The organism is Luteimonas sp. e5, assembly GCF_054031035.1.
In genome coordinates this window covers 249901-268655 of record NZ_JBSTRX010000002.1, presented here as the reverse complement: position 1 = coordinate 268655, position 18755 = coordinate 249901, and the positions used below count along the sequence as shown (strand labels likewise).

General features: G+C 67.5%; 17 protein-coding genes. 6 read left to right on the top strand and 11 right to left on the bottom strand.

Annotated features, from left to right (window positions below; all coding sequences use genetic code 11):
• Nucleotides 1-59: 59 nt before the first annotated feature.
• Genes ACW11F_RS06710 through ACW11F_RS06700 form a run of 3 tightly spaced genes read right to left on the bottom strand, consistent with a single transcriptional unit; the run spans nt 60 to nt 3596 of the window.
• Nucleotides 60-1889 (bottom strand): CIA30 family protein, encoded by a 1830-nt coding sequence (locus ACW11F_RS06710; protein WP_456996140.1) that lies wholly within the window; start codon nt 1887-1889, stop codon nt 60-62.
• 13 nt (nt 1890-1902) lie between these two features.
• Entirely contained in the window at nt 1903-2676 is a 774-nt protein-coding gene (locus ACW11F_RS06705; protein ID WP_456996139.1) for an ABC transporter permease, read from the bottom strand.
• On the bottom strand, nt 2673-3596 hold the full coding sequence (locus ACW11F_RS06700) for an ATP-binding cassette domain-containing protein (protein WP_456996138.1): 924 nt from the start codon (nt 3594-3596) through the stop codon (nt 2673-2675). The genes ACW11F_RS06705 and ACW11F_RS06700 overlap by 4 nt, the downstream gene beginning before the upstream one ends.
• Before the next feature lie 151 nt (nt 3597-3747).
• Between ACW11F_RS06700 and ACW11F_RS06695 the strand changes: the two genes are divergently transcribed.
• The 4 genes from ACW11F_RS06695 to ACW11F_RS06680 all read left to right on the top strand — a co-directional run bounded on the left by ACW11F_RS06695 (nt 3748) and on the right by ACW11F_RS06680 (nt 8886).
• A complete protein-coding gene (locus ACW11F_RS06695) occupies nt 3748-4983 on the top strand; it encodes an efflux RND transporter periplasmic adaptor subunit (RefSeq protein ID WP_456996137.1) in 1236 nt (411 codons plus the stop codon).
• On the top strand, nt 4980-5678 hold the full coding sequence (locus tag ACW11F_RS06690) for an ABC transporter ATP-binding protein (protein ID WP_456996136.1): 699 nt from the start codon (nt 4980-4982) through the stop codon (nt 5676-5678). Before ACW11F_RS06695 ends, ACW11F_RS06690 begins: the two co-directional genes overlap by 4 nt.
• 390 nt (nt 5679-6068) lie before the next feature.
• On the top strand, nt 6069-7229 hold the full coding sequence (locus ACW11F_RS06685; protein WP_456996135.1) for an ABC transporter permease: 1161 nt from the start codon (nt 6069-6071) through the stop codon (nt 7227-7229).
• 349 nt (nt 7230-7578) lie between these two features.
• A complete protein-coding gene (locus tag ACW11F_RS06680) occupies nt 7579-8886 on the top strand; it encodes an ABC transporter permease (RefSeq protein WP_456996134.1) in 1308 nt (435 codons plus the stop codon).
• Nucleotides 8887-8899: 13 nt separating this feature from the next.
• Here ACW11F_RS06680 and yedA read toward each other — a convergent pair whose 3' ends face one another.
• The 3 genes from yedA to lipA form a co-directional block, all read right to left on the bottom strand.
• Entirely contained in the window at nt 8900-9811 is a 912-nt protein-coding gene (yedA, locus tag ACW11F_RS06675; protein WP_456996133.1) for a drug/metabolite exporter YedA, read from the bottom strand.
• Between the two features lie 115 nt (nt 9812-9926).
• Nucleotides 9927-12146 (bottom strand): carboxy terminal-processing peptidase, encoded by a 2220-nt coding sequence (locus ACW11F_RS06670; RefSeq protein ID WP_456996565.1) that lies wholly within the window; start codon nt 12144-12146, stop codon nt 9927-9929.
• 197 nt (nt 12147-12343) lie between these two features.
• Nucleotides 12344-13348 carry a lipoyl synthase gene (gene lipA, locus ACW11F_RS06665; protein ID WP_456996132.1) on the bottom strand — a complete coding sequence of 335 codons (1005 nt, stop codon included), beginning with the start codon at nt 13346-13348 and terminating at the stop codon, nt 12344-12346.
• A gap of 116 nt (nt 13349-13464) precedes the next feature.
• On the opposite strand from lipA, the gene ACW11F_RS06660 reads away from it, so the two are divergent.
• Nucleotides 13465-13848 carry a hypothetical protein gene (locus tag ACW11F_RS06660; protein WP_456996131.1) on the top strand — a complete coding sequence of 128 codons (384 nt, stop codon included), beginning with the start codon at nt 13465-13467 and terminating at the stop codon, nt 13846-13848.
• Nucleotides 13849-13908: 60 nt separating this feature from the next.
• Entirely contained in the window at nt 13909-14292 is a 384-nt protein-coding gene (locus ACW11F_RS06655) for a hypothetical protein (protein ID WP_456996130.1), read from the top strand.
• Between the two features lie 113 nt (nt 14293-14405).
• Here the strand turns inward: ACW11F_RS06655 and lipB are convergent, their stop codons facing one another.
• The 5 genes from lipB to ACW11F_RS06630 form a co-directional block, all read right to left on the bottom strand.
• Nucleotides 14406-15050: a lipoyl(octanoyl) transferase LipB gene (gene lipB, locus ACW11F_RS06650; protein WP_456996129.1), complete on the bottom strand. Its 645-nt coding sequence runs from the start codon at nt 15048-15050 to the stop codon at nt 14406-14408.
• Nucleotides 15051-15093: 43 nt separating this feature from the next.
• Complete coding sequence (locus ACW11F_RS06645; RefSeq protein WP_456996128.1) at nt 15094-15372, bottom strand: DUF493 family protein; 279 nt, start codon at nt 15370-15372, stop codon at nt 15094-15096.
• Nucleotides 15373-15521: 149 nt separating this feature from the next.
• Nucleotides 15522-16022 (bottom strand): hypothetical protein, encoded by a 501-nt coding sequence (locus ACW11F_RS06640; protein ID WP_456996127.1) that lies wholly within the window; start codon nt 16020-16022, stop codon nt 15522-15524.
• A 158-nt stretch (nt 16023-16180) separates the two neighbouring features.
• Entirely contained in the window at nt 16181-17419 is a 1239-nt protein-coding gene (locus ACW11F_RS06635; protein WP_456996126.1) for a D-alanyl-D-alanine carboxypeptidase family protein, read from the bottom strand.
• Between the two features lie 57 nt (nt 17420-17476).
• Nucleotides 17477-18754, bottom strand: coding sequence for a septal ring lytic transglycosylase RlpA family protein (locus ACW11F_RS06630; protein ID WP_456996125.1), 1278 nt, complete (start codon nt 18752-18754; stop codon nt 17477-17479).
• Nucleotide 18755: the final 1 nt, after the last annotated feature.

The following is an 18755-nucleotide window of genomic DNA, read 5'->3' as shown; positions in this document are numbered from 1 at the left end:
TGTTTGCGCGATCATCGCCGACAGCATCAACCAGTCGGCGGCGCGAGGGAAGTCCCGGCTCATTCGATGGCCACGTCGTCAAGCTCGAACTCGAACGCACCCGGCGAGTTGCGGGTCAGCATGATCGCGGCGACCTGCGCGGCATCCAGTCCCTCGATATCGGCCAGCGCGATGCGCACTTCGCGCCATTGCCCGGTGACCTCCAGCGGATGGCCGACCGGCTGGCCGCCACCGCTGAGCAGGACCAGCGCGTACTGGCCCTGATCCCCTCGGACCTTGAAGGTGATCGCTGTGCGCGCAGCCAGGTCGACCGGCTGCATCACCGCCGGGCCCGGCGAGAACATCACCCCGGCCCAGGGCTGCGCGCCGGCGGCAACCACTTCGCCCTCGACGCGCATCGCACCGCGCGAGCCGGCCGCGCCGCCCTCGAGCCAGCGGATGTTGGCCTTGGAGCGTCCACCCATGAACTGGTCGCTGCTCGCCTGCCAGCCACTGCCGAAGCGGCTGGACAGGTTGCCGTCCTCGAAGTCCGAGACGAGCCGATCGGATTCGCGCAGCCCTGCCGCTTGCGCTGCCTGCGGTTCGGCGCTGACCGGGTAGCCGTTCTTCCATACCCGCGCGATGGCCCGCGTGGCGTGGATGTCGGCGGTCGGGTCGCCCTCGACCAAGAGCAGGTCGGCGCGCATGCCCGGTGCGATGCGACCGCGATCGTGCAGACCGAAACGTGCGGCGGGTTTCGATGTCGCAGCCTGCAGGGCTTGCCGCGGACTCAACCCGGCGCGCACCAGCAGCGCCAGTTCGCCATGCAGGCTGGCGCCATGCGTGGTGCCGGGATTGCCGGCATCGGTGCCGGCCAGGATTTCGATGCCCGCCTCATGCAGCCGGCGCGTGCTTTCCAGCGCATGATCCAACGCCGGGATCGCCGGGAAACTGTCCGGGAAACGCGCCTTCAGCATGGCGACCTGGGCCGGCGACAGCCGCGGCGCCAGCCGCGCATCCTCGGCCAGTGCGGCGCCCTCGCCGCTGCGCTGGAAGCCGGCGATCACCGACAAGGTCGGCACCACGAAGGCACCACGCGCCCGGGCCGAGGCCAGCAATGCCGCATCGGCGATGCGATCGACGAACACATGCGCCAAGCCATCGGCGCCGGCATCCAGCGCATGCTGCGCATCGTCCAGTGCCGACACGTGCACGATCGACAGCAGGCCGCGACGGCGCGCGGCAGCGATGCCGGCCTCGATCTGCGCACGGTCCAGCGTCGGCATGCGCTGGCTGCCGCCGAAGGCATGCAGGTCATCGACGATCAGCTTGATGAAGTCGCTGCCTTCGGCCACGCGCGCGGCGACGAAGGCATCGACGTCATCGCCCGGCTTCAGCTCCGGCATCGCAAAGCCGTATTCGGTGCCATGCCCGTGCGGCACGGTCAGCGCCGCGCCGCTGCTGAACACGTCGGCGCGATCGCTGCGCGTCATCGTTTCGCGCTGTGCACGCAACTCCGGCAGCGACTGCGCCGCGCCCATCATGTCCAGCTCGGTGCTGACGCCGAAGCGCAAGGCATCGCGCTGCGCCTCGCCCCAGGCATGCACATGCGCGTCGATCAGGCCAGGCAACACGGTCTTGCCGCGGCCATCGATGACTTCGATGCCGTCAGGAATCGCGACACCCGTGCCGACCGCGGCGATGCGTCCGTCACGCACGAGGAGGTTGGCGTTGTCGATCACGCCTACGCCATCGAACACGCGCACGTCGCGGATCGCAAAACTGTTGGTCCCGGCGCCATCGACCTGCGGTGTCATCGCGCCGGCGGCCTCACCGCGCCCCAGCCACCACGCCGCGCCGCCGAGGGTCAACGCCAGTACCAGTGCCGCAAGCCATTCGATGCGTTTCATGTTGCGTCCTCTCCTATTCGGCATCACGCAGCCGCGCCCGGGCCAGCAGCGCGAACACGCCGGTGACCACCACAAGCACCGCCACATGCAGCCAGACCGCGTGCCCGTCGTCCTTGCCGACGACCTTCAGGGCCAACTGCGACAGGTGATACGGCGGCCACAGCGGCGCCAGTTTTTCCAGCCAGCCGGGCAGCATCGACAAGGGCAGCCACAGCCCTGACAGGAACGCCATCGGCAGGAACACCAGGTTGATGATCGCCGGCGCACCGTTGGCGCCGCTGCGGGTGCCGATGTACAGGCCGATCGCGCCGAACGGCAGGCTGCCGGCAAGATTGATGCCGAGCAGGGCCAAGGCCTGCGCAAGGCCGACCCGGGCGCCGCCAAGGCCCACGCCCAGCGCAAGCAGCATCAGGCCGATCAGCAGGGAAAACACCATCGCACTGGCCAGCTTGGCGATCAGCCAGCTCGATGGTGGCAGTGGCAGCGCACGACGCAGGCGCAACAGGCCCTGCGTGCGCTCCATCGCCACGCTGACGCCGAAGCCGAACATCGCCGCGCCCATCACCCCGAACACGCCATAGGTCGCCAGCAGGTAGGTCGCCGCCTCGGGACTTCCACGGTTCAGCAGCACCGCGAACATCAGGTAGAACACCACCGGGAACAGCAGCGTCGGCAAGGCGAACACCGGCGTGCGCAGCTTCGACAGGAATTCGTTGCGTGCTTCCAGCCAGGCGATGCGGCCGAATGAAGGTGCGCGAGAGTCGATGGGGATCGGAATGCTGTTCATGCAGCTTTCTCCAGGTCGGTGTCGCTGGTCATTGCCAGGAAGGCGTCAGCCAGCCCGGCGCGAGTGACTTCCAGTTCGCCCAGATCGACCCGTTCGGACAGCAGGCGGCGCAGGATCGGTACCGCGTCCTCGACCTCGATGACGATGCACTCGCCCTCGCGCTGCGCGCTGCGCACGCCCGGCCACGTGCGCAGCTGCGCGATGTCCAGCCCGCTGCGACAGCGGATGCGTTGCCGCGAGACCTGTGCGCGGATCGCATCCACGCTGCCCTCGGCAATGATCCGCCCCTTGTCGATCACCACCACCCGATCGGCCAGCGCCTCGGCTTCCTCCAGATAATGCGTGGTCAGCAGCACCCCGGCACCGCCGGCGCGCAGCGCGCGGATCGCCGCCCACAATGCCTGCCGCGCCTCGATGTCGAGGCCGGTGGTCGGCTCGTCCAGAAACAGCAGGCGCGGATTGCCGCACACCGCCAGCGCGAACTGCACACGCCGCTGCTGGCCGCCGGACAGGCGCCCGTAACGGCGGCGCTCGATCCCGGCAAGTCCGGCCATCTTCAGGCACTCGTCCTGCGCCATCGGCTGCGGATAGGCGGCGCGCACCGCCTCCACCAGCTCGGCCACGGTATTGGCCTCGGGCAGCGCCGCGGTCTGCAGCATCACCCCAATCCCGCGCCGCGCCGGCAGCGATTGCGGCGACTGATCGAACAGCCGCGCCGCGCCCGCATCCGCCGCGCTCAGGCCGAGCAGGATCGAAATCGCCGTGCTCTTGCCCGCGCCATTGGCGCCCAGCAGGGCCAGCACCTCGCCCGGTCGCACCGCCAGATCCACCCCGGCCAGCGCCTGCACCGGGCCGTAAGCCTTGCGCGCGCCCGACAAACGCGCCAGCGGCGTACGTGATTGCTGCCTGCCGATGTCCATTGCCGCCTCCACTTTCGGGAATGGCGCCAGTGTCCGCAGCCGCAGCCAGCGCATGCAGTGCAAGGCGTCAAGCAACACACATGACAGATGTCAGTGCGAGCCGTCATCGATCACGCGCTACAGTGGCCGGGTCGCCGCCACGTCCGCGCCCATGAACACACCCACCGACCTGCTGCAGGAACTGCGCATCTCGCGCGAAGACGAGCCGGCACCACGACGGCGGCGCTGGATCGTGCTGCTGGTGACGCTGCTGCTGGCCGCGGTGCTCGCCGCGCTGTGGCTGGGCCGCGGTCGCGGCACGCTGGAGGTGGAGACCGCGCCGGTTCGCGCGCTGGTCGGCGAAGGCGCGCCGGAGCGGGTCTCGGTGCTGGATGCCAGCGGCTATGTGGTCGCACGGCGCATGGCCACGGTCTCGGCCAAGGTCACCGGCAAGGTGGCCGAGGTGCTGATCGAAGAAGGCATGCAGGTCGAGGAAGGCCAGGTGATGGCGCGGCTGGAGCCGCTGGATGCCGATGCCCAGCGCGCGCTGTCGCAGTCGCAGCTGGCGGCGGCGCGCAGCCAGATCGCCGGCGTCCAGGCGCAGCTGGCCGAAGCCGAGGCCAACGCCCGCCGCCTGCAGCCGCTGCTGCAGCAACAACTGGTCTCGCGCGCGCAATACGATCAGGCGATCGCCGCGCGTGATGCGCTGCGTGCGCAATTGCAGACCGCGCGGCGCAATGCCGAGGTCGCCGCCGACGGCCTGCGCATCGCCCGCATCGGCGTGGAAAACACCGTGGTGCGCGCGCCCTTCGCCGGGGTGGTGATCGCCAAGGCGGCGCAGCCGGGCGAGGTCGTCTCGCCGCTGTCCGCCGGTGGCGGCTTCACCCGCACCGGCATCGGCACCATCGTCGACATGGATTCGCTGGAAGTGGAAGTGGACGTCGGCGAGGCCTACATCGGCCGCGTGCAACCGCGGATGCCGGTGGAAGCCACGCTCAATGCCTATCCGGACTGGAAGATCCCGGCCGAGGTGATCGCGATCATCCCCACCGCCGACCGCGGCAAGGCCACGGTCAAGGTGCGCATCGCGTTGAACGCCCGCGATGCGCGCATCGTCCCCGACATGGGGGTCAAGGTCGGCTTCCTGGAAACCCTGGCCCCGGCCGGCGCCGGCGCGGCCACGGCGGTGCGCGTGGCCGAGGAAGCCATCGTGCAGCGCGATGGCAAGGATGTCGCCTTCGTGGTCGATGCCGATGGTCGCGTGACGCGGCGCGAAGTCACCCCGGGGCGCGCGCTGGGCAGCGAACGCGAAGTGCTGCAGGGCCTGGCCGCGGGCGAAGCCGTGGTGCGCAACCCGGCGCCGGAGCTGGCCGATGGCGCACAGGTGAATGTGGCCGTGCAGCCATGAACACGCTGCCCGCCGACGCCGCGCCCGCGCCGCTGGTGCGGGTTCGCGGGCTGGACAAGACCTACCGCCGCGGCCCGGAGCGGCTGCAGGTGCTGCATGGCATCGATCTGGACATCCCGCACGGCGACTTCGTCGCCCTGATGGGGCCGTCCGGCTCGGGCAAGAGCACGTTGCTGAACCTGATCGGCGGGCTGGACACGCCCAGCGGCGGCGAGATCCTGATCGAAGGCGAGCGCATCGACCAGATGAACGAACGCCAGCTGGCGCAGTGGCGCAGCCGCCATGTCGGCTTCGTGTTCCAGTTCTACAACCTGATGCCGACCCTGACCGCGCAGCGCAACGTCGAACTGCCGCTGCTGCTGACCTCGCTCAACGCCCGCCAGCGGCAACGCCACGCCGCGATCGCGCTGGCCCTGGTCGGCCTGTCCGACCGCCGCAGCCACCGCCCCAACGAACTGTCCGGCGGCCAGCAGCAACGCGTCGCCATCGCCCGCGCCATCGTCTCCGACCCGACCTTCCTGATCTGCGACGAACCCACCGGCGACCTGGACCGCCAGTCCGCGGAAGAAATCATGGCCCTGCTACAAACCCTCAACCGCGACCACGGCAAGACCATCATCATGGTCACGCATGATCCGCGAGCGGCCGAGGTGGCACGACGCGTGATTCATCTGGACAAGGGCGATCTGGCGTGATGAGCGAGGAACGAGTGCAGAGGAACGAGGAACGAGTGAGAGCGGGGGCACTCGTTTCTGACGCCCACTTGGATCCATTGAGTACCCGGCGATGAACAGCGAGGAACGAGTGGAGAGGAACGAGGAACGAGTAGAAGCCGAGGCATTCGTTTCTGACTCCTGCTTGCATCCAGCGATGAACAGCGAGGTACAAGTGCAGATTGCGAACACGCGGGCGTTTACTCGTTCTGGGCCTTTCATCAATGCATGTTCATCCGGAGCGGATTGGTCGGAGAAACGCAGATCGATGGGAGAAACACGAGTAAAGCAACGAGTGCAGAAACGAGTGGATGGAGCGAGAGTCCCCGCTTTTACTCGTTCCTCGTTCCTCTCCACTCGTTTCTCGCTTCTATGAAATACCTGTCCCTCATCCTCTCCTCGCTCTTACGCAGCAAGACCCGCACCACGCTGACCCTGCTGTCGGTGGTGACGGCGTTTCTGCTGTTCGGGCTGCTGGATTCGGTGCGGGTGGTGTTCAATTCCGGGGGTGGGCTGGATGGCAGCAACCGGCTGGTGGTGGCGTCGAAGCTGTCGATCACGCAGATGCTGCCGGCGGCGCTGCAGCGCGAAATCGCGGCGGTGCCGGGGGTGCGCAAGGTCGCCTCGGGGACGTGGTTCGGCGGCATCTACCAGGACCCGCGCAATTTCTTCCCCAACTTCTCCATCGGCGAGGGCTACCTCGACCTGTACCCGGAATACGTGATCGATCCAGCGCAACGCCGCGCCTTCGACACCGATCCCGGCGGCGCGGTGGTCGGGCGCATGCTGGCGGACAAGTTCGGCTGGAAGATCGGCGAGGTGATCCCGTTGCAGGCGACGATCTTTCCCAATGCCGACGGCAGCAACAACTGGCCGCTGACCCTGCGCGCGATCTTCGACGTGCGCGATGCCAAGCGCCGCGGCGAGGAACAGCAGCTGTTCATGCATTGGCATTACTTCAACGAATCCAACATCTTCATGAAGAACGCGGTGAGCTGGTACGCGGTGCAGATGGACGACCCGCAGCGTGCCAGCGAGGTCGCACTGGCGATCGACCGCATCTCCGAGAACTCCGACCGCGAAACCCGAACCCAGACCGAGCAGGCGTTCAATCAGGCCTTCGCCAAGCAGTTCGCCGACATCGGCCTGATCGTCACCGCGATCATGGCCGCGGTGTTCTTCACCCTGCTGCTGCTGACCGGCAATGCGATGGCGCAGGCGGTGCGCGAGCGCATCCCCGAGCTGGCCGTGCTCAAGACCCTGGGCTTCACCAACCGCGCGGTGCTGTGGCTGGTACTGGCCGAAGCGGTGCTGCTGATCGTCGCAGGCGGCCTGCTCGGCATGGGCCTTGCCCGCGCCCTGATCCCGGTGCTGGCCAAGGCCAGCGGCGGCATGATCCCGCTTGGCGGCATCCCCGCGGAAACCTGGCTGCTGGGCCTGGCACTGATGCTGCTGATCGGCGTCCTCGTCGGCCTGCTCCCCGCCCTGCGCGCGATGCGCCTGAGCATCGTGGATGCGTTGGCGGGAAGATAGGGGCGAGGAGTGAGTGCAGAGGAGTGAGGAGTGAGAGGAGGGAAAGCGAAGAGATAGTGGAGAGGAGTGAGAAGTGAGAAAGAGCAACGGCTCGGGGGTGGCAGGTGGTGACTCGGCCATGACCGTGCCTGTTTCTGTTTCGACCACAACTCCATACGCCTGACTCCCGCCCCCAATCCCAAAACCCCAAACACCTTTCCCCGCTTTCTCTCACTCCTCACTCCTCTGCACTCACTTCTCGCTCTCACTCCTCTGCACTCACTTCTCTCCCCGACCACCCTCCCCAAACACCTCCGCGCCCTCCTCCGCCTTCTCTCACTCCTCACTCCTCTGCACTATCTCCTCGCTCGTGTCCTCAAACCTCGCCACCCCCCTCACCACCCTCGCCCTGCTGCTGCTCCTAGGCATCTGGGTAGTGCTGCCGTGGCCGGGGGTGGTGGTGCTGGTAGCGGGGGTCGGGGTGTGGTTGCGGTTCAGTCGGCAGGGGCGGTTGGCGTTGGCGGCGGCGGGGGTGGGGATCAGCAGCCTGCCGCAGCGTTGGGGGGCGGCGTCGGTGATCGTGATCGGGATTGCCGGGGTGGTGGCGGTGCTGGTGGCGATGCTGGCGATGGCGGCGGGCTTTCGCAGCACGCTCAATGCCAGCGGCAGCGACGATACCGCGATCGTGCTGCGCGGCGGCTCGCAGGTCGAGATCAACTCGGTGGTCACCCGCGAACAGGCGGTGCTGCTGGCCAATCTCGATGGCGTGGCGCGCAGCCGCGATGGCCGGCCGCTGATTTCGGCGGAGCTGGCGCAGGTGATCAACCTGCCGACGCTGGCCGACGGCACCGATGCCAACGTGCAGTTGCGCGGGGTCGGGCCGCTGGCCTGGAGCATCCGCCCCAACGTGCGCATGGTCCAGGGCCGGCGCTTCCAGCCGGGACTGCGCGAAGTGATCGTCGGCGAAGGCGTGGCCGGGCAGTATCGCGGCGTCGGCATCGGCGACACCCTGCGCCTGAGCAATCAGGAATGGACCGTGGTCGGGCGCTTCGCCAGCGGCGATTCGATGGATTCGGAGCTGTGGACCGACATCGAAACGCTGTCCTCGTTCTACCGCCGCAGCGCCTACCAGTCGGTGACCATGAAGCTGCAGGGCGCCGAGGCGCTGTCGCGTGTGCAGCAGGCGCTGGATGCCGACCCGCGGCTCAAGCTCGATGCCCTGTCCACCCGCGAATACTTCGGCAAGCAGGCCTCCAACATGAGCACCCTGATCGAAGTGCTGGGCACGGTGATCGGCGCGATCATGGCGATCGGCGCGGTGTTCGGCGCGCTCAACACCATGTACGCGGCGATCGCCACCCGCGCGCGCGAGATCGCCACGCTGCGCGCGCTGGGCTTCCGCGGCCTGCCGGTGGTGGCCGCGGTGATGCTGGAAACCATGCTGCTGGCACTGCTTGGCGGGGTGATCGGCTGCGGCCTGGCCTGGCTGGTGTTCAATGGCTACAGCGTGGCCACCATGAGCGCGAACTTCAGTCAGGTGATGTTCGCCTTCGAGGTCACCCCGCAGGTGCTGTGGACCGGGCTGAAATGGGCGCTGGGCATCGGCCTGGTCGGCGGGCTGTTCCCGGCCATGCGCGCGGCGCGGATTCCGGTGACCGAGGCGTTGCGGGCGCTGTAGCGGCGCGGGTCGCTCAAGCCGGTGCCGGCCGCGGCCGCCGCCGGCGCGCCCTGGCCAGGGTGATCACCACCACGCCGGCGAGGATCACCGTCATCGCACCGAGCTCCTCGGGCGTTGCGCGTTCGCCGGCCAGCCAGGCACCCAGCATCACCGCTATCGCCGGATTGACGTAGGCATAGCTCGAAGCCAGCGCCGGACGCACGTTGGCCAGCAACCAGACATAGGCCGAGAAGCCGACGATCGAGCCGAACACCGCCAGGTACGCCCATGCCGCCCATCCCTTGGCCGTGGGCATCGCTTCGAGGCGCTCGCCGGTGGCCAGCGCGATCAGCAGCATCGCCACGCCGCCACACAGCATCTGTCCCGCGGCGGCCATCGCCGGGGCCGGCAAGTCACGTCCGCGCGACCAGATCGATCCAAACGACCACACCACCGACGCCACCAGCAAGGCAACGAGACCACGCGGCGAGCCGCTCAATGCGCCCCCGGTATTGAGCCAGACCACGCCGACGAAGCCGATCGCGATGCCGACCCACTCGATGCGCGTGGGCTTATCCCCACGCAGCATGGCGAAGAGCCCCATCCAGATCGGCGCCGACGCCACCGCCACCGCGGCCAGCCCGGAGGACACGGTCTGCTCGGCGTAATTGACCATGCCGTTGCCCAGCGCCAGCAGCAACACGCCCATCACCGCGAGGTTGCCCCATTGCCGCGGCGTCGGCATCGGCGTGCCGCGCAGGCGCAAGACCGCCAGCATCAAGCCGCCGGCGAACAGGAAGCGGGTGGCGCCGAGCAGGAAGGGCGGAAACCCGCCCTCGAGCGCAAAGCGGATGCCGAGGTAGGTCGAGCCCCAGATCAGGTACAGGATGGCCAGCGCCAGCGCGACCGCCAGCGGCCGCGGCGCCATGGATGAGGGATCGGACATGGCGCCATTGTGCCGCAGCAATACCGATCCGGGGGCGCGGATTCAACATCGCCGCGGCCGCCGCCTGCACACCGTCATTTGCCCACCGCGGACATGCGCATGCCCGCGCACGAACTCAGTCGGCCCAGCGCCCCGGGCCACTGGATTGCGGCAGCACCTTGGCCGCGAGGCCACGGTCCTCGTCGAGCAGGCGCGCGGCATCGCCGAGGATCGCCGCGGCCTCGTGGAGCAGCGGATCGGGCACCTTTTCCGCCAGTTTTTCACGCTCGGCCTGGCGCACCACGTCGCGTTCGATCGACTGCAGACCGTCGTCGGCACGCTCGTCGGCCAGCGGATCGAGCGCCAGGCCCAGGCGCTCGCGCTCGGCCTGGCGGAACTTGCGCTTGGCCTCGTCCTTCTCGCGCTCGGCACGGCGCTCGGACTCGCTCAGGCTGATCCATTTGCGCGCCCGCTGCACGCGGGATTCCTCCGCATCCTGCAGCCGCCACTGGTATTCCACGTCATCGGCGACGCGCGCTTGGTGCATGCGCTCGAGCTGCGGAAGCACGTTGGAGAAATGCCCGTAGGCAACATGTTCGACCGGGTCGATCTTCGACCACGGCAGGGCATTGTCGAACGTGCTTTCGCCGAACTCGTCCTCGTCCATGGTCGAGGGGAAGGCGATGTCCGGGCTGACGCCACGGTTCTGCGTGCTGGCACCGCCAGGGCGGAAGAACTCGGCGATGGTCAGCTTGACCTCGCCGTAGCGCTTGCCGTCACGACCGGGCACCACGCGGTCGAGATCGACCATCGCCTGTACCGTGCCCTTGCCGAAGCTGGTCTCGCCGATGATCAGGCCGCGCCCGTAATCCTGGATCGCACCGGCGACGATTTCCGAGGCCGAAGCCGAGGTGCGGTTGATCAGCACCGCCAGCGGGCCGTCCCAGGTCACGCCGGGATCGCGGTCGCGGCGCACGTTGATGCGGCCCCCGGCCTGGCGCTCCTGCACCACCGGGCCCTGGTCGATGAACAGGCCGGTGATGCGCACCGCTTCGTCCAGCGAGCCGCCACCGTTGTTGCGCAGGTCGAGCAGCACGCCGTCCACGCCTTCCTCGCGCAATTCACCGAGCAGGCGCGCCACGTCGGCGGAGGAAGAAACGTAATCGGCATTGCGGCTGCGACGCGCGCCGAAGTCCTGGTAGAACGAGGGCAGCTTGATCACGCCGATGCGCCGCGCCGGCTGGCCTTCTTGCGCCGCCGGCAGCTCGATCAGTTCGCGCTTGGCGCGGCTCTCGGCGATCACCACCTTGTCGCGGGTCAGCACGATGCGCTGCGGCGCGGCATCCATCGCCGCCTCCACCGGCAGCACGTCCAGCCGCACCACGGTGCCCTTCGGGCCCTTGATCTTGGCCACCACGTCGTCGATGCGCCAGCCGACCACGTCCTCCATCACGCCATCCCGGCCCTGGCCGACACCGATGATGCGATCACCGGGCTTGAGCTGGCCGTCGCGTGCGGCCGGGCCGCCGGGGATCAGCTCCATGATGGTGACGATGTCCTCGCGCTTCTGCAGCTGCGCGCCGATGCCTTCCAGCGACAACGACATCGCCTGGTTGAAGCGCTCGGCCGCGCGCGGGTTGAAATAGCCGGTATGCGGGTCGATCGCGCCGGTATAGGCATTGAGCGCGATCTGGAACACGTCCTCGGCGTTGTAGTCGCCCATCATCTTGACGACGTTGGCATAGCGCTTGTCCAGCGTGCCGCGGATCTCATCGGCACTGCGCCCGGCCAGCTTCAGCCGCAGCCAGTCCGAGCGCACCGACTGCCGCCACAAGGCGTCCAGCTCGGCCGCGTCGGCCCAGGGGGCGTCCTTGCGGTCGTAGGCGAAGCGATCGTCGGCGGAAAAATCGAAGATGTCCTGCTTGAGCAGGGCACGGGAATATTCCGAACGCTCGCGGACCCGCTTGAGATAGGTCTCGAACACCGCATACATCGGGGCGAAGTCGCCACCGCGCACCGCGTTCATCGCCTGCTGCGACGCATCGCCCATCGCCTCGACGTCGCTGCGCGTGAGGTACATCTTGGACGGGTCGAGCGATTCCAGGTAGCGCTTCCATACGTCCGCGCCCAGTGCGGCATCCAGCGTGCGCGGGCGGTAGGCGTAACGGCTTTCCGACAGCAAGCCGTGCACCAGCGCGGAGGTCTCGGCCTGTTCGCGGGTGGTGGCGAACGCCGTCGGCGTCGACTTGCCGGCCGCGTCACGCGCGGGTGCAGCTTCAACCGGTGGCGCCTGCAGGCTGGCCAGAAGCGGGGACGGCTCGACCGGCTCCGGCGGCAACCACAGTCCGCGCGCCATCGCCAACAGCGAAATCGGTGCGATCAGGGCCAGGACCAGCAGGGATTGACGCAACTTCATCGGCAGCACTCGCAATCGTCGTGATGGGCAGCATGCCCGTCAGGATGGACAACACAACAGTGCCGGAAGTTCGCGGCGCGTGCCATCCCTACGCTTTCAGGGTAGCCGTGCCGGGCCGCGCGTGGCTGAACGCCGGCTCAGCCCGCCGGCGCCAACCCGGCCTCCATCGCCGAACGGTCGGCGTGATAGCTCGAGCGCACCATCGGCCCGGAGGCGACATGGCTGAAGCCCAGCTCCATGCCGAACACCTCCAGCGCCTTGAACTCGTCAGGGGTCCAGTAGCGCAGCAGCGGGTGATGCGCCGGCGAAGGCTGCAGGTACTGGCCGATGGTGATCATGTCCACGTCATGCGCGCGCAGATCGCGCAAGGTGCCATGCACCTGCTCCAGGCTCTCGCCAAGGCCGAGCATGATGCCGGACTTTGTCGGGATTTCCGGGTGCTGTGCCTTGAACTTCTGCAGCAGGGTCAGCGACCACTGGTAATCGGCGCCGGGACGCACGTTGCGGTACAGATCGGGCACGGTTTCGACATTGTGATTGAACACGTCCGGTGGCGCGTCGGCAAGGATCGCCAGCGCCCGCTCCATGCGCCCCTTGCCGCGGAAATCCGGGGTCAGGATCTCGATCTGGATGCCGGGCACCACGGCCCGGATCTCGCGGATGCAATCGACGAAATGCTGTGCGCCACCATCACGCAGGTCGTCCCGGTCGACGCTGGTGATCACCACGTACTTCAGGCGCATGTCGGCGATGGTTTCGGCGAGGCGCCGCGGCTCGTCCGCGTCCAGCGGCTTGGGCCGACCATGGGCGACGTCGCAGAAGCTGCAGCGACGCGTGCAGATATCGCCCATGATCATGAAGGTGGCGGTGCCGTGGCTGAAGCACTCGTGGATGTTCGGGCAGGAGGCGTCCTCGCACACCGTCACCAGGCGGTTCTCGCGCAGCCGCGCCTTCAGCTTCTGCACCGCATTGCCGGAGGGGATGCGCACCCGGATCCAGCCCGGCTTGCGCAGCACCGGCGCCTCCACGAACTCCACCGGACTGCGGCTGATCTTGTCACCGGCCAGTTGTTTCTCACCCGGCGTCAGGGACGCAGGCGCGTCCTCGACGACGGAAAGCGGGATGCTGCGCGATTCGTCCATGGATGGATTATCGCCCCTTTTGCGCGCTAAGCTGAAGTGCCGCCGTCGGCACCGCTCAACCTCGCCGGCAGGCAGCGCCCATTTGCCTGCATGAAAACACCGACAAAGGAATGACGATGAAAACCATCACCCGCTTTATCCTGCTGATCGCCGTCCTGGCCCCGTTCAGCGCGCTTGCGCAATCCGATCGCGACGAGCAATTCCTGCGCGAGTCACTCGAACTGAACGTACGGGGCGCGGGTGGTGCAGTGGCCGATGCGGAGCTGTGCGGCTACCCGCAGCTGGCTGCGGATTTCGATCGCGATGCCATCCGCGATGTGCGCCGACGCTACGGCAAGTTCATCGATCAATTCAATATCAGCGATGCCGAACTCAGCGAATGGATCGAGGAGGGCAAGCGACGTGCCAAGGCGATATGGCACGAGGATCGGGAACAAGGCAGGGAGCTCACCTGCGACAACATCCGCCTGATGGTGCGAGACGACGCCTTGCTGAAGTGATCCCCGAATCTTGACAAGGAATGGGACATGAACCTGAAAGGACTGGCATGGAGCCTGGCCATGCCGGCACTGGCATTGGCGGGAAGCGCCCACGCGCAGCAAGGCAGCCGCAACGCAGAGGGCTATCGGCAGCCGATCCGCCTGCATGTGGCCATGACGGCCTCGCGTGCCGGGGTGGCGCGGGGCTGCGGCCATTTCGAACTGGCCACCATCCTGGAGCGCAAGATGCGATCACACGTGGCATCCATCGAAAGGCAGCATGAGTTCCGGATGCCAAGTGGCGAAGTGGATGAAATCTTCAGCAAACAAGTCGAGCGCAGCGAGGCCGGGATTGCGAAACTGGCGCCGTTCGAGCGGCAACTCAAGTGCCAGGCCAGCGAAGCCCATCAGGAAATGGAACTGCGCGAAGCCCGTCAGGAAGCGCGAAGAAGACAGCGGCCCTGAGCCACTCCGGGCTTCGACTTCCGCGCGCAAGGCCCCGGTGCGTCGAGCTCGATCGAGGCCGCACCGCGCCGGTTGCCTTCATCGAGCCTCGCCTGCAGCGGCGAGCGCGGGATTCAGCAGGCCAGCCCCGACGCCGGGGCCGCCTCCAGCGTCAAGCCGAACTGTCTTGCCAGTTCCGCCAGCAACACCGGCTTTACCGCTTCCATTGACGAGGGGCCGCCGAAGTCGGACAGCGACACCACCTCGAGCCCGGCATAGCCGCAGGGGTTGATGCGCGAAAACGGCTCCAGATCCATCGCGATGTTGAAAGCCAGGCCGTGGAAGGTGCATCCGCGGCGCACGCGGATGCCGAGCGCAGCGATCTTGGCGCCATTGACGTAGACCCCCGGCGCGCCTTCGCGCCGTTCCGCGCCGATGTTCCATTCACCCAGCGTGTCGATGATCGCCTGCTCGATGCGATGCACGTACTCGCGCACGCCGATGCCCAGGCGTTTAAGGTCGAGCAGCGGGTAGACGACGATCTGACCGGGGCCGTGGTAGGTCACCTGGCCGCCACGATCGACATGGATCACCGGAATCGCGCCGGGCATCAGCACATGCTCGGGCTTGCCGGCCTGGCCGAGGGTGAACACCGGGTCGTGCTCGACCAGCCACAGCTCGTCCGCGGTATCGGCATCGCGCTGGTCGGTGAAGCCCTGCATCGCGCGCCACACCGGCTCGTAGGCCTGACGGCCGAGCTCACGCACCAAGGCGCGCATCAGACCGGATTCCGATGCGCAGACGAGAGCGGGACAGTGCCGATTACAGCGTCCACTTCACTTCCGGGTGACAGCGCAGCGCGACATGCGCGGCCTCGTACTGCTCGCGATCGGCAGCCTCGAAACTGAGGCGGATCGAGACGTACTTGCCTCCGGAGGAGTCCCGGCGGCGCACCGTTTCATGCAACACGGTGATGCCGGCCTGCTCCAGCAGGCGCGGGATCTCGTCCTCCAGGCCTGCTTCCGATGGACCCATCGCGGTGATTTCGAATACGCCCGGAAACTGGAAGCCGTGTTCGGGATTGTCGGAATGGATGCTCATTCGCCAATTATGCGACACCCGGACACGGCACGGACTGGCGAGGGCCAGTCGCATGCCGTGATCGTGCGCCGCCGACATCCATCCGGATCGGCACGTGCGTGATGCGCCCGCCTGGACGCGGGCGCATCACGAATCGGAATACTCAGGCGTTATTGCGGGACAACCCGTGCGCCGCTGCCCGAGCCGAAAACGCGCACCTTCTGACCCACACGAAGTCCTTGCGAAGAAGGCATCTGGATACCCGACTCTTCACCATTGTCGAACCTCACGATGATCATGGCCACCGTCACCATGCCGCCTTGCGACGAACTGTTGCCGGTGTTCGCCAGGGCATCCTGAGTAACGCCCGATGCCACGTCGTACGCATCGCCGGCGAATTCACCGCCACCCACCTTGGCCATCGCGCGTCCGGCAAAACGCCCCAGCGTGCGACCCAGGGCCCGGCTCGTCGCACTGTTCCCGGCACGGGCGCGCTGCTGCCCTTGCGCCGGCACTTCCATGCTGGAAATCCCGGTGATCACGCCATTGCGAAAGGAAACTTCCTGTGCGGCACTCCCGAGAGAAAACAGCATGCCGACCAGAATGACCACACCCATGAATAAACGTTGCATTTCCATATCCCCCAAACTGTGGTTGAAGTCAGCAACCATGCACCGGTTACTGGCGGTTACGATACCGCAAACAAGGCTTGTTTTGCATGCTCAGGCGGGTCAATCCCGCTCGTTGCCACAGCATGCAAACGGCCCGCAATCGCGGGCCGTTCTTTTATCGTGTTCTGCGAGGCAGGCCGCAGGTTACAGGTGCCGACTCACAGCGACGCCCACCACATGCGGATGCCATCCCACAGGCGCTTGAAGAAGCCGCCCTGCTCCACCGCTTCCAGCGCCACCAGCGGCGCGGTGGCGATCTCCTTGCCATCCAGGGTGACCTTGACGCTGCCGATCGGCTGGCCCTTGGCCACCGGCGCCTCGAGATGGGTCGGCACGTCCATGCTCGACTTCATCTGCGGATAGCGGCCACGCGGCAGGCTCACCACCAGCGGCGCGGTGAGGCCGAGCTTGACCTCGTTGGCGGCACCTTTCCAGACCCGCTGGGTAGCGATCGCGGTGTCGGCATCGTAGAGACGATGGCTTTCGTAAAAGCGGAAGCCCCAGTTGAGCAGCGCCAGCGAATCGGTGGCGCGCTGTTCCTCGCTGGCACCGCCGAGGATCACCGACACCAAGCGCTGGTCGCCGCGCTTGGCCGAGGCCATCAGGCAATAGCCGGCACCCGAGGTATGCCCGGTCTTGATCCCGTCCACCGAGTTGTCGCGCCACAGCAGCAGGTTGCGGTTGGGCTGGGTGATCGGGCCGACGGTGAATTCCTTGAGGCTGTTGTAGGCATAGGCCTCGGGAAAATCGCGCGCCAGTGCGCGGCCCAGCAGGGCGAGGTCGTGGGCGCTGGCGTAATGCCCTTCTTCGGGCAAGCCCGTGGCATTGCGGAACTGCGTGTTCTTCATGCCCAGCTGCTTGGCATAGCTGTTCATCAGGCTGGCGAAGGCTTCTTCGCTGCCGGCCACGTGCTCGGCCAGGGCGATCGCGGCGTCATTGCCGGACTGCACCACCATGCCCTTTTCCATCTCCACCAGCGGTGCGGTCTTGTTGACCTCGAAGCCGGAGTAGCTGCCATCGGTACGCGCGCCGCCCTTGCGCCAGGCGTTCTCCGTCATCATCACCGCATCGTCCGGCTTGAGATGACCCTTGGCCATTTCCGCGGCGATCACGTAGCTGGTCATCACCTTGGTGATGCTGGCCGGCTCCAGCGGTGCATCCACGTTGTCGCCGGCCAGCACTTCGCCGCTGGCCGCATCCATCAGCAACCACGCCTTGGCGGTGCGCGGCACCGGTGCGGGCGGGATCGGCAGCGCGCCGCTGGCCACGGCCGCGGGTGGCGTGGTGGCGGCCGGCTGCGCCGCACTGGACGGCGTGGCCGGCTGCTGCTGGGCGATGGCGAAGCCGGTGAACGCGACGGCCAGCGCGCTGGCGACAACAAGGGGGAACGGTTTCATGGACGGAAAGGATCGCTCTCGAAGAAAAAAGGGGGATGAATCAGGCGTGGTCGTGCGTCATTCGCGCACGCGCGCCGGCTCGCCGAAGCCGAGGCCGGCGATGCGCAGGGCCAGCGGCGAGGCTTCCTGCTCGGCCAGCGGGCCGACGCGCAGGCGCCAGATGCGACGGCCATCGACCACCGCGTCGAGCAGACGCGCACCGGGCACGCCGGCCTGCAGCAGGCGCGCCAGCGCACGCTGCGCATTGTCGGCGCTGGCGAAACTCGCCACTTGCAGTTGCACGCCCGCATCGCCGGTACCGGTGGCACGGGGTCGTGAAGCCGCCACAGCCGGTGCTGGCGTCGGCGCGGCAGTCGTGGTGGCCGCCGTGGAAACGGCGCGCGGCACGGGTTTGCCGGGCACCCCGGTGGCAATGCGCACCTGACGCTCGCGCATCCACGCATCGAATTCATCGGCGCTCATCACCCGCCCGTCGCGGCGCAGGTCGAAGCGGTAATCTCCGCCTTGCGCCACCGGCGCGGTCGCATCCGCGGGTGATGTGGATGCCACAGGCGGCGGCGTGGAGGCAGTCGTGACCGTGGCGGCGGTGGTGTTCATGGCCACTGTGGCTGGCGCCGGCGCCGTGGCGGCTACCGCACCAGCGGCGAGCGCGCGGTCGAGTGTGGTTTCCTCGCCGGGCAGCAGGGCGCGCACTTCCACCTGGGCCGTCCCGCTTTCGCGGTAGCCGAGTTTGACCGCTGCGGCATAGCTGAGGTCGATCAGGCGATCGGAATGGAACGGGCCGCGGTCATTGACGCGCACGATCACCGACTTGCCGTTCTCCAGGTTGGTGACGCGGGCGAAGCTCGGCAGCGGCAGGCTGCGATGCGCGGCGGTGAAGGCATACATGTCGTACACCTCCTGATTCGAGGTGCGCCGGCCATGGAACTTGTTGCCGTAGTACGAGGCACGGCCACGCTCGACATAGCCGGCATGGTCGTCGAGCACGGTATAGCTCTTGCCCAGCACCTGGTACGGCGAGCGGTTGCCGTAGCGCGAGCGCGGCAGGTGCACCACTTCGGGCTCGGGGATCGCGTCGACGTCGGGAATGTAATCCGGCACGGTGTCCTTGACGCCCGGTGCATACAGACCGCCGGCGGCGTAATCACCACGCTTGGATGGGTCTTCCTGCGCCGGCGCATACGGCGAAGTGCGCCGCGCCTGTCGCGGCGCCTGGCGGCCGGCTTCCGTCCGCTGCGTCTGCTTGCCGGCCGGGGCCTGCGCCTTCTTCGGCGCGCCCGCGCAGGCACTGAGCAGCAGCCCCAGCACAAGCAGCAGTGGCAGGCGCAGACTCATC

What these genes read in the sequence shown, in the direction of transcription:
- ACW11F_RS06710 (WP_456996140.1), bottom strand. Translation starts at nt 1,889, where the DNA reads ATGAAACGCATCGAATGGCTTGCGGCACTGGTACTGGCGTTGACCCTC.
- ACW11F_RS06695 (WP_456996137.1), top strand. Translation starts at nt 3,748, where the DNA reads ATGAACACACCCACCGACCTGCTGCAGGAACTGCGCATCTCGCGCGAA.
- ACW11F_RS06645 (WP_456996128.1), bottom strand. Translation starts at nt 15,372, where the DNA reads ATGAGCATCCATTCCGACAATCCCGAACACGGCTTCCAGTTTCCGGGC.
- ACW11F_RS06700 (WP_456996138.1), bottom strand. Translation starts at nt 3,596, where the DNA reads ATGGACATCGGCAGGCAGCAATCACGTACGCCGCTGGCGCGTTTGTCG.
- ACW11F_RS06685 (WP_456996135.1), top strand. Translation starts at nt 6,069, where the DNA reads ATGAAATACCTGTCCCTCATCCTCTCCTCGCTCTTACGCAGCAAGACC.
- ACW11F_RS06640 (WP_456996127.1), bottom strand. Translation starts at nt 16,022, where the DNA reads ATGGTTGCTGACTTCAACCACAGTTTGGGGGATATGGAAATGCAACGT.
- ACW11F_RS06655 (WP_456996130.1), top strand. Translation starts at nt 13,909, where the DNA reads ATGCCGGCACTGGCATTGGCGGGAAGCGCCCACGCGCAGCAAGGCAGC.
- ACW11F_RS06635 (WP_456996126.1), bottom strand. Translation starts at nt 17,419, where the DNA reads ATGAAACCGTTCCCCCTTGTTGTCGCCAGCGCGCTGGCCGTCGCGTTC.
- ACW11F_RS06690 (WP_456996136.1), top strand. Translation starts at nt 4,980, where the DNA reads ATGAACACGCTGCCCGCCGACGCCGCGCCCGCGCCGCTGGTGCGGGTT.
- lipB (WP_456996129.1), bottom strand. Translation starts at nt 15,050, where the DNA reads ATGCGCGCCTTGGTGCGTGAGCTCGGCCGTCAGGCCTACGAGCCGGTG.
- yedA (WP_456996133.1), bottom strand. Translation starts at nt 9,811, where the DNA reads ATGTCCGATCCCTCATCCATGGCGCCGCGGCCGCTGGCGGTCGCGCTG.
- ACW11F_RS06660 (WP_456996131.1), top strand. Translation starts at nt 13,465, where the DNA reads ATGAAAACCATCACCCGCTTTATCCTGCTGATCGCCGTCCTGGCCCCG.
- ACW11F_RS06630 (WP_456996125.1), bottom strand. Translation starts at nt 18,754, where the DNA reads ATGAGTCTGCGCCTGCCACTGCTGCTTGTGCTGGGGCTGCTGCTCAGT.
- lipA (WP_456996132.1), bottom strand. Translation starts at nt 13,348, where the DNA reads ATGGACGAATCGCGCAGCATCCCGCTTTCCGTCGTCGAGGACGCGCCT.
- ACW11F_RS06670 (WP_456996565.1), bottom strand. Translation starts at nt 12,146, where the DNA reads ATGGCGCGCGGACTGTGGTTGCCGCCGGAGCCGGTCGAGCCGTCCCCG.
- ACW11F_RS06705 (WP_456996139.1), bottom strand. Translation starts at nt 2,676, where the DNA reads ATGAACAGCATTCCGATCCCCATCGACTCTCGCGCACCTTCATTCGGC.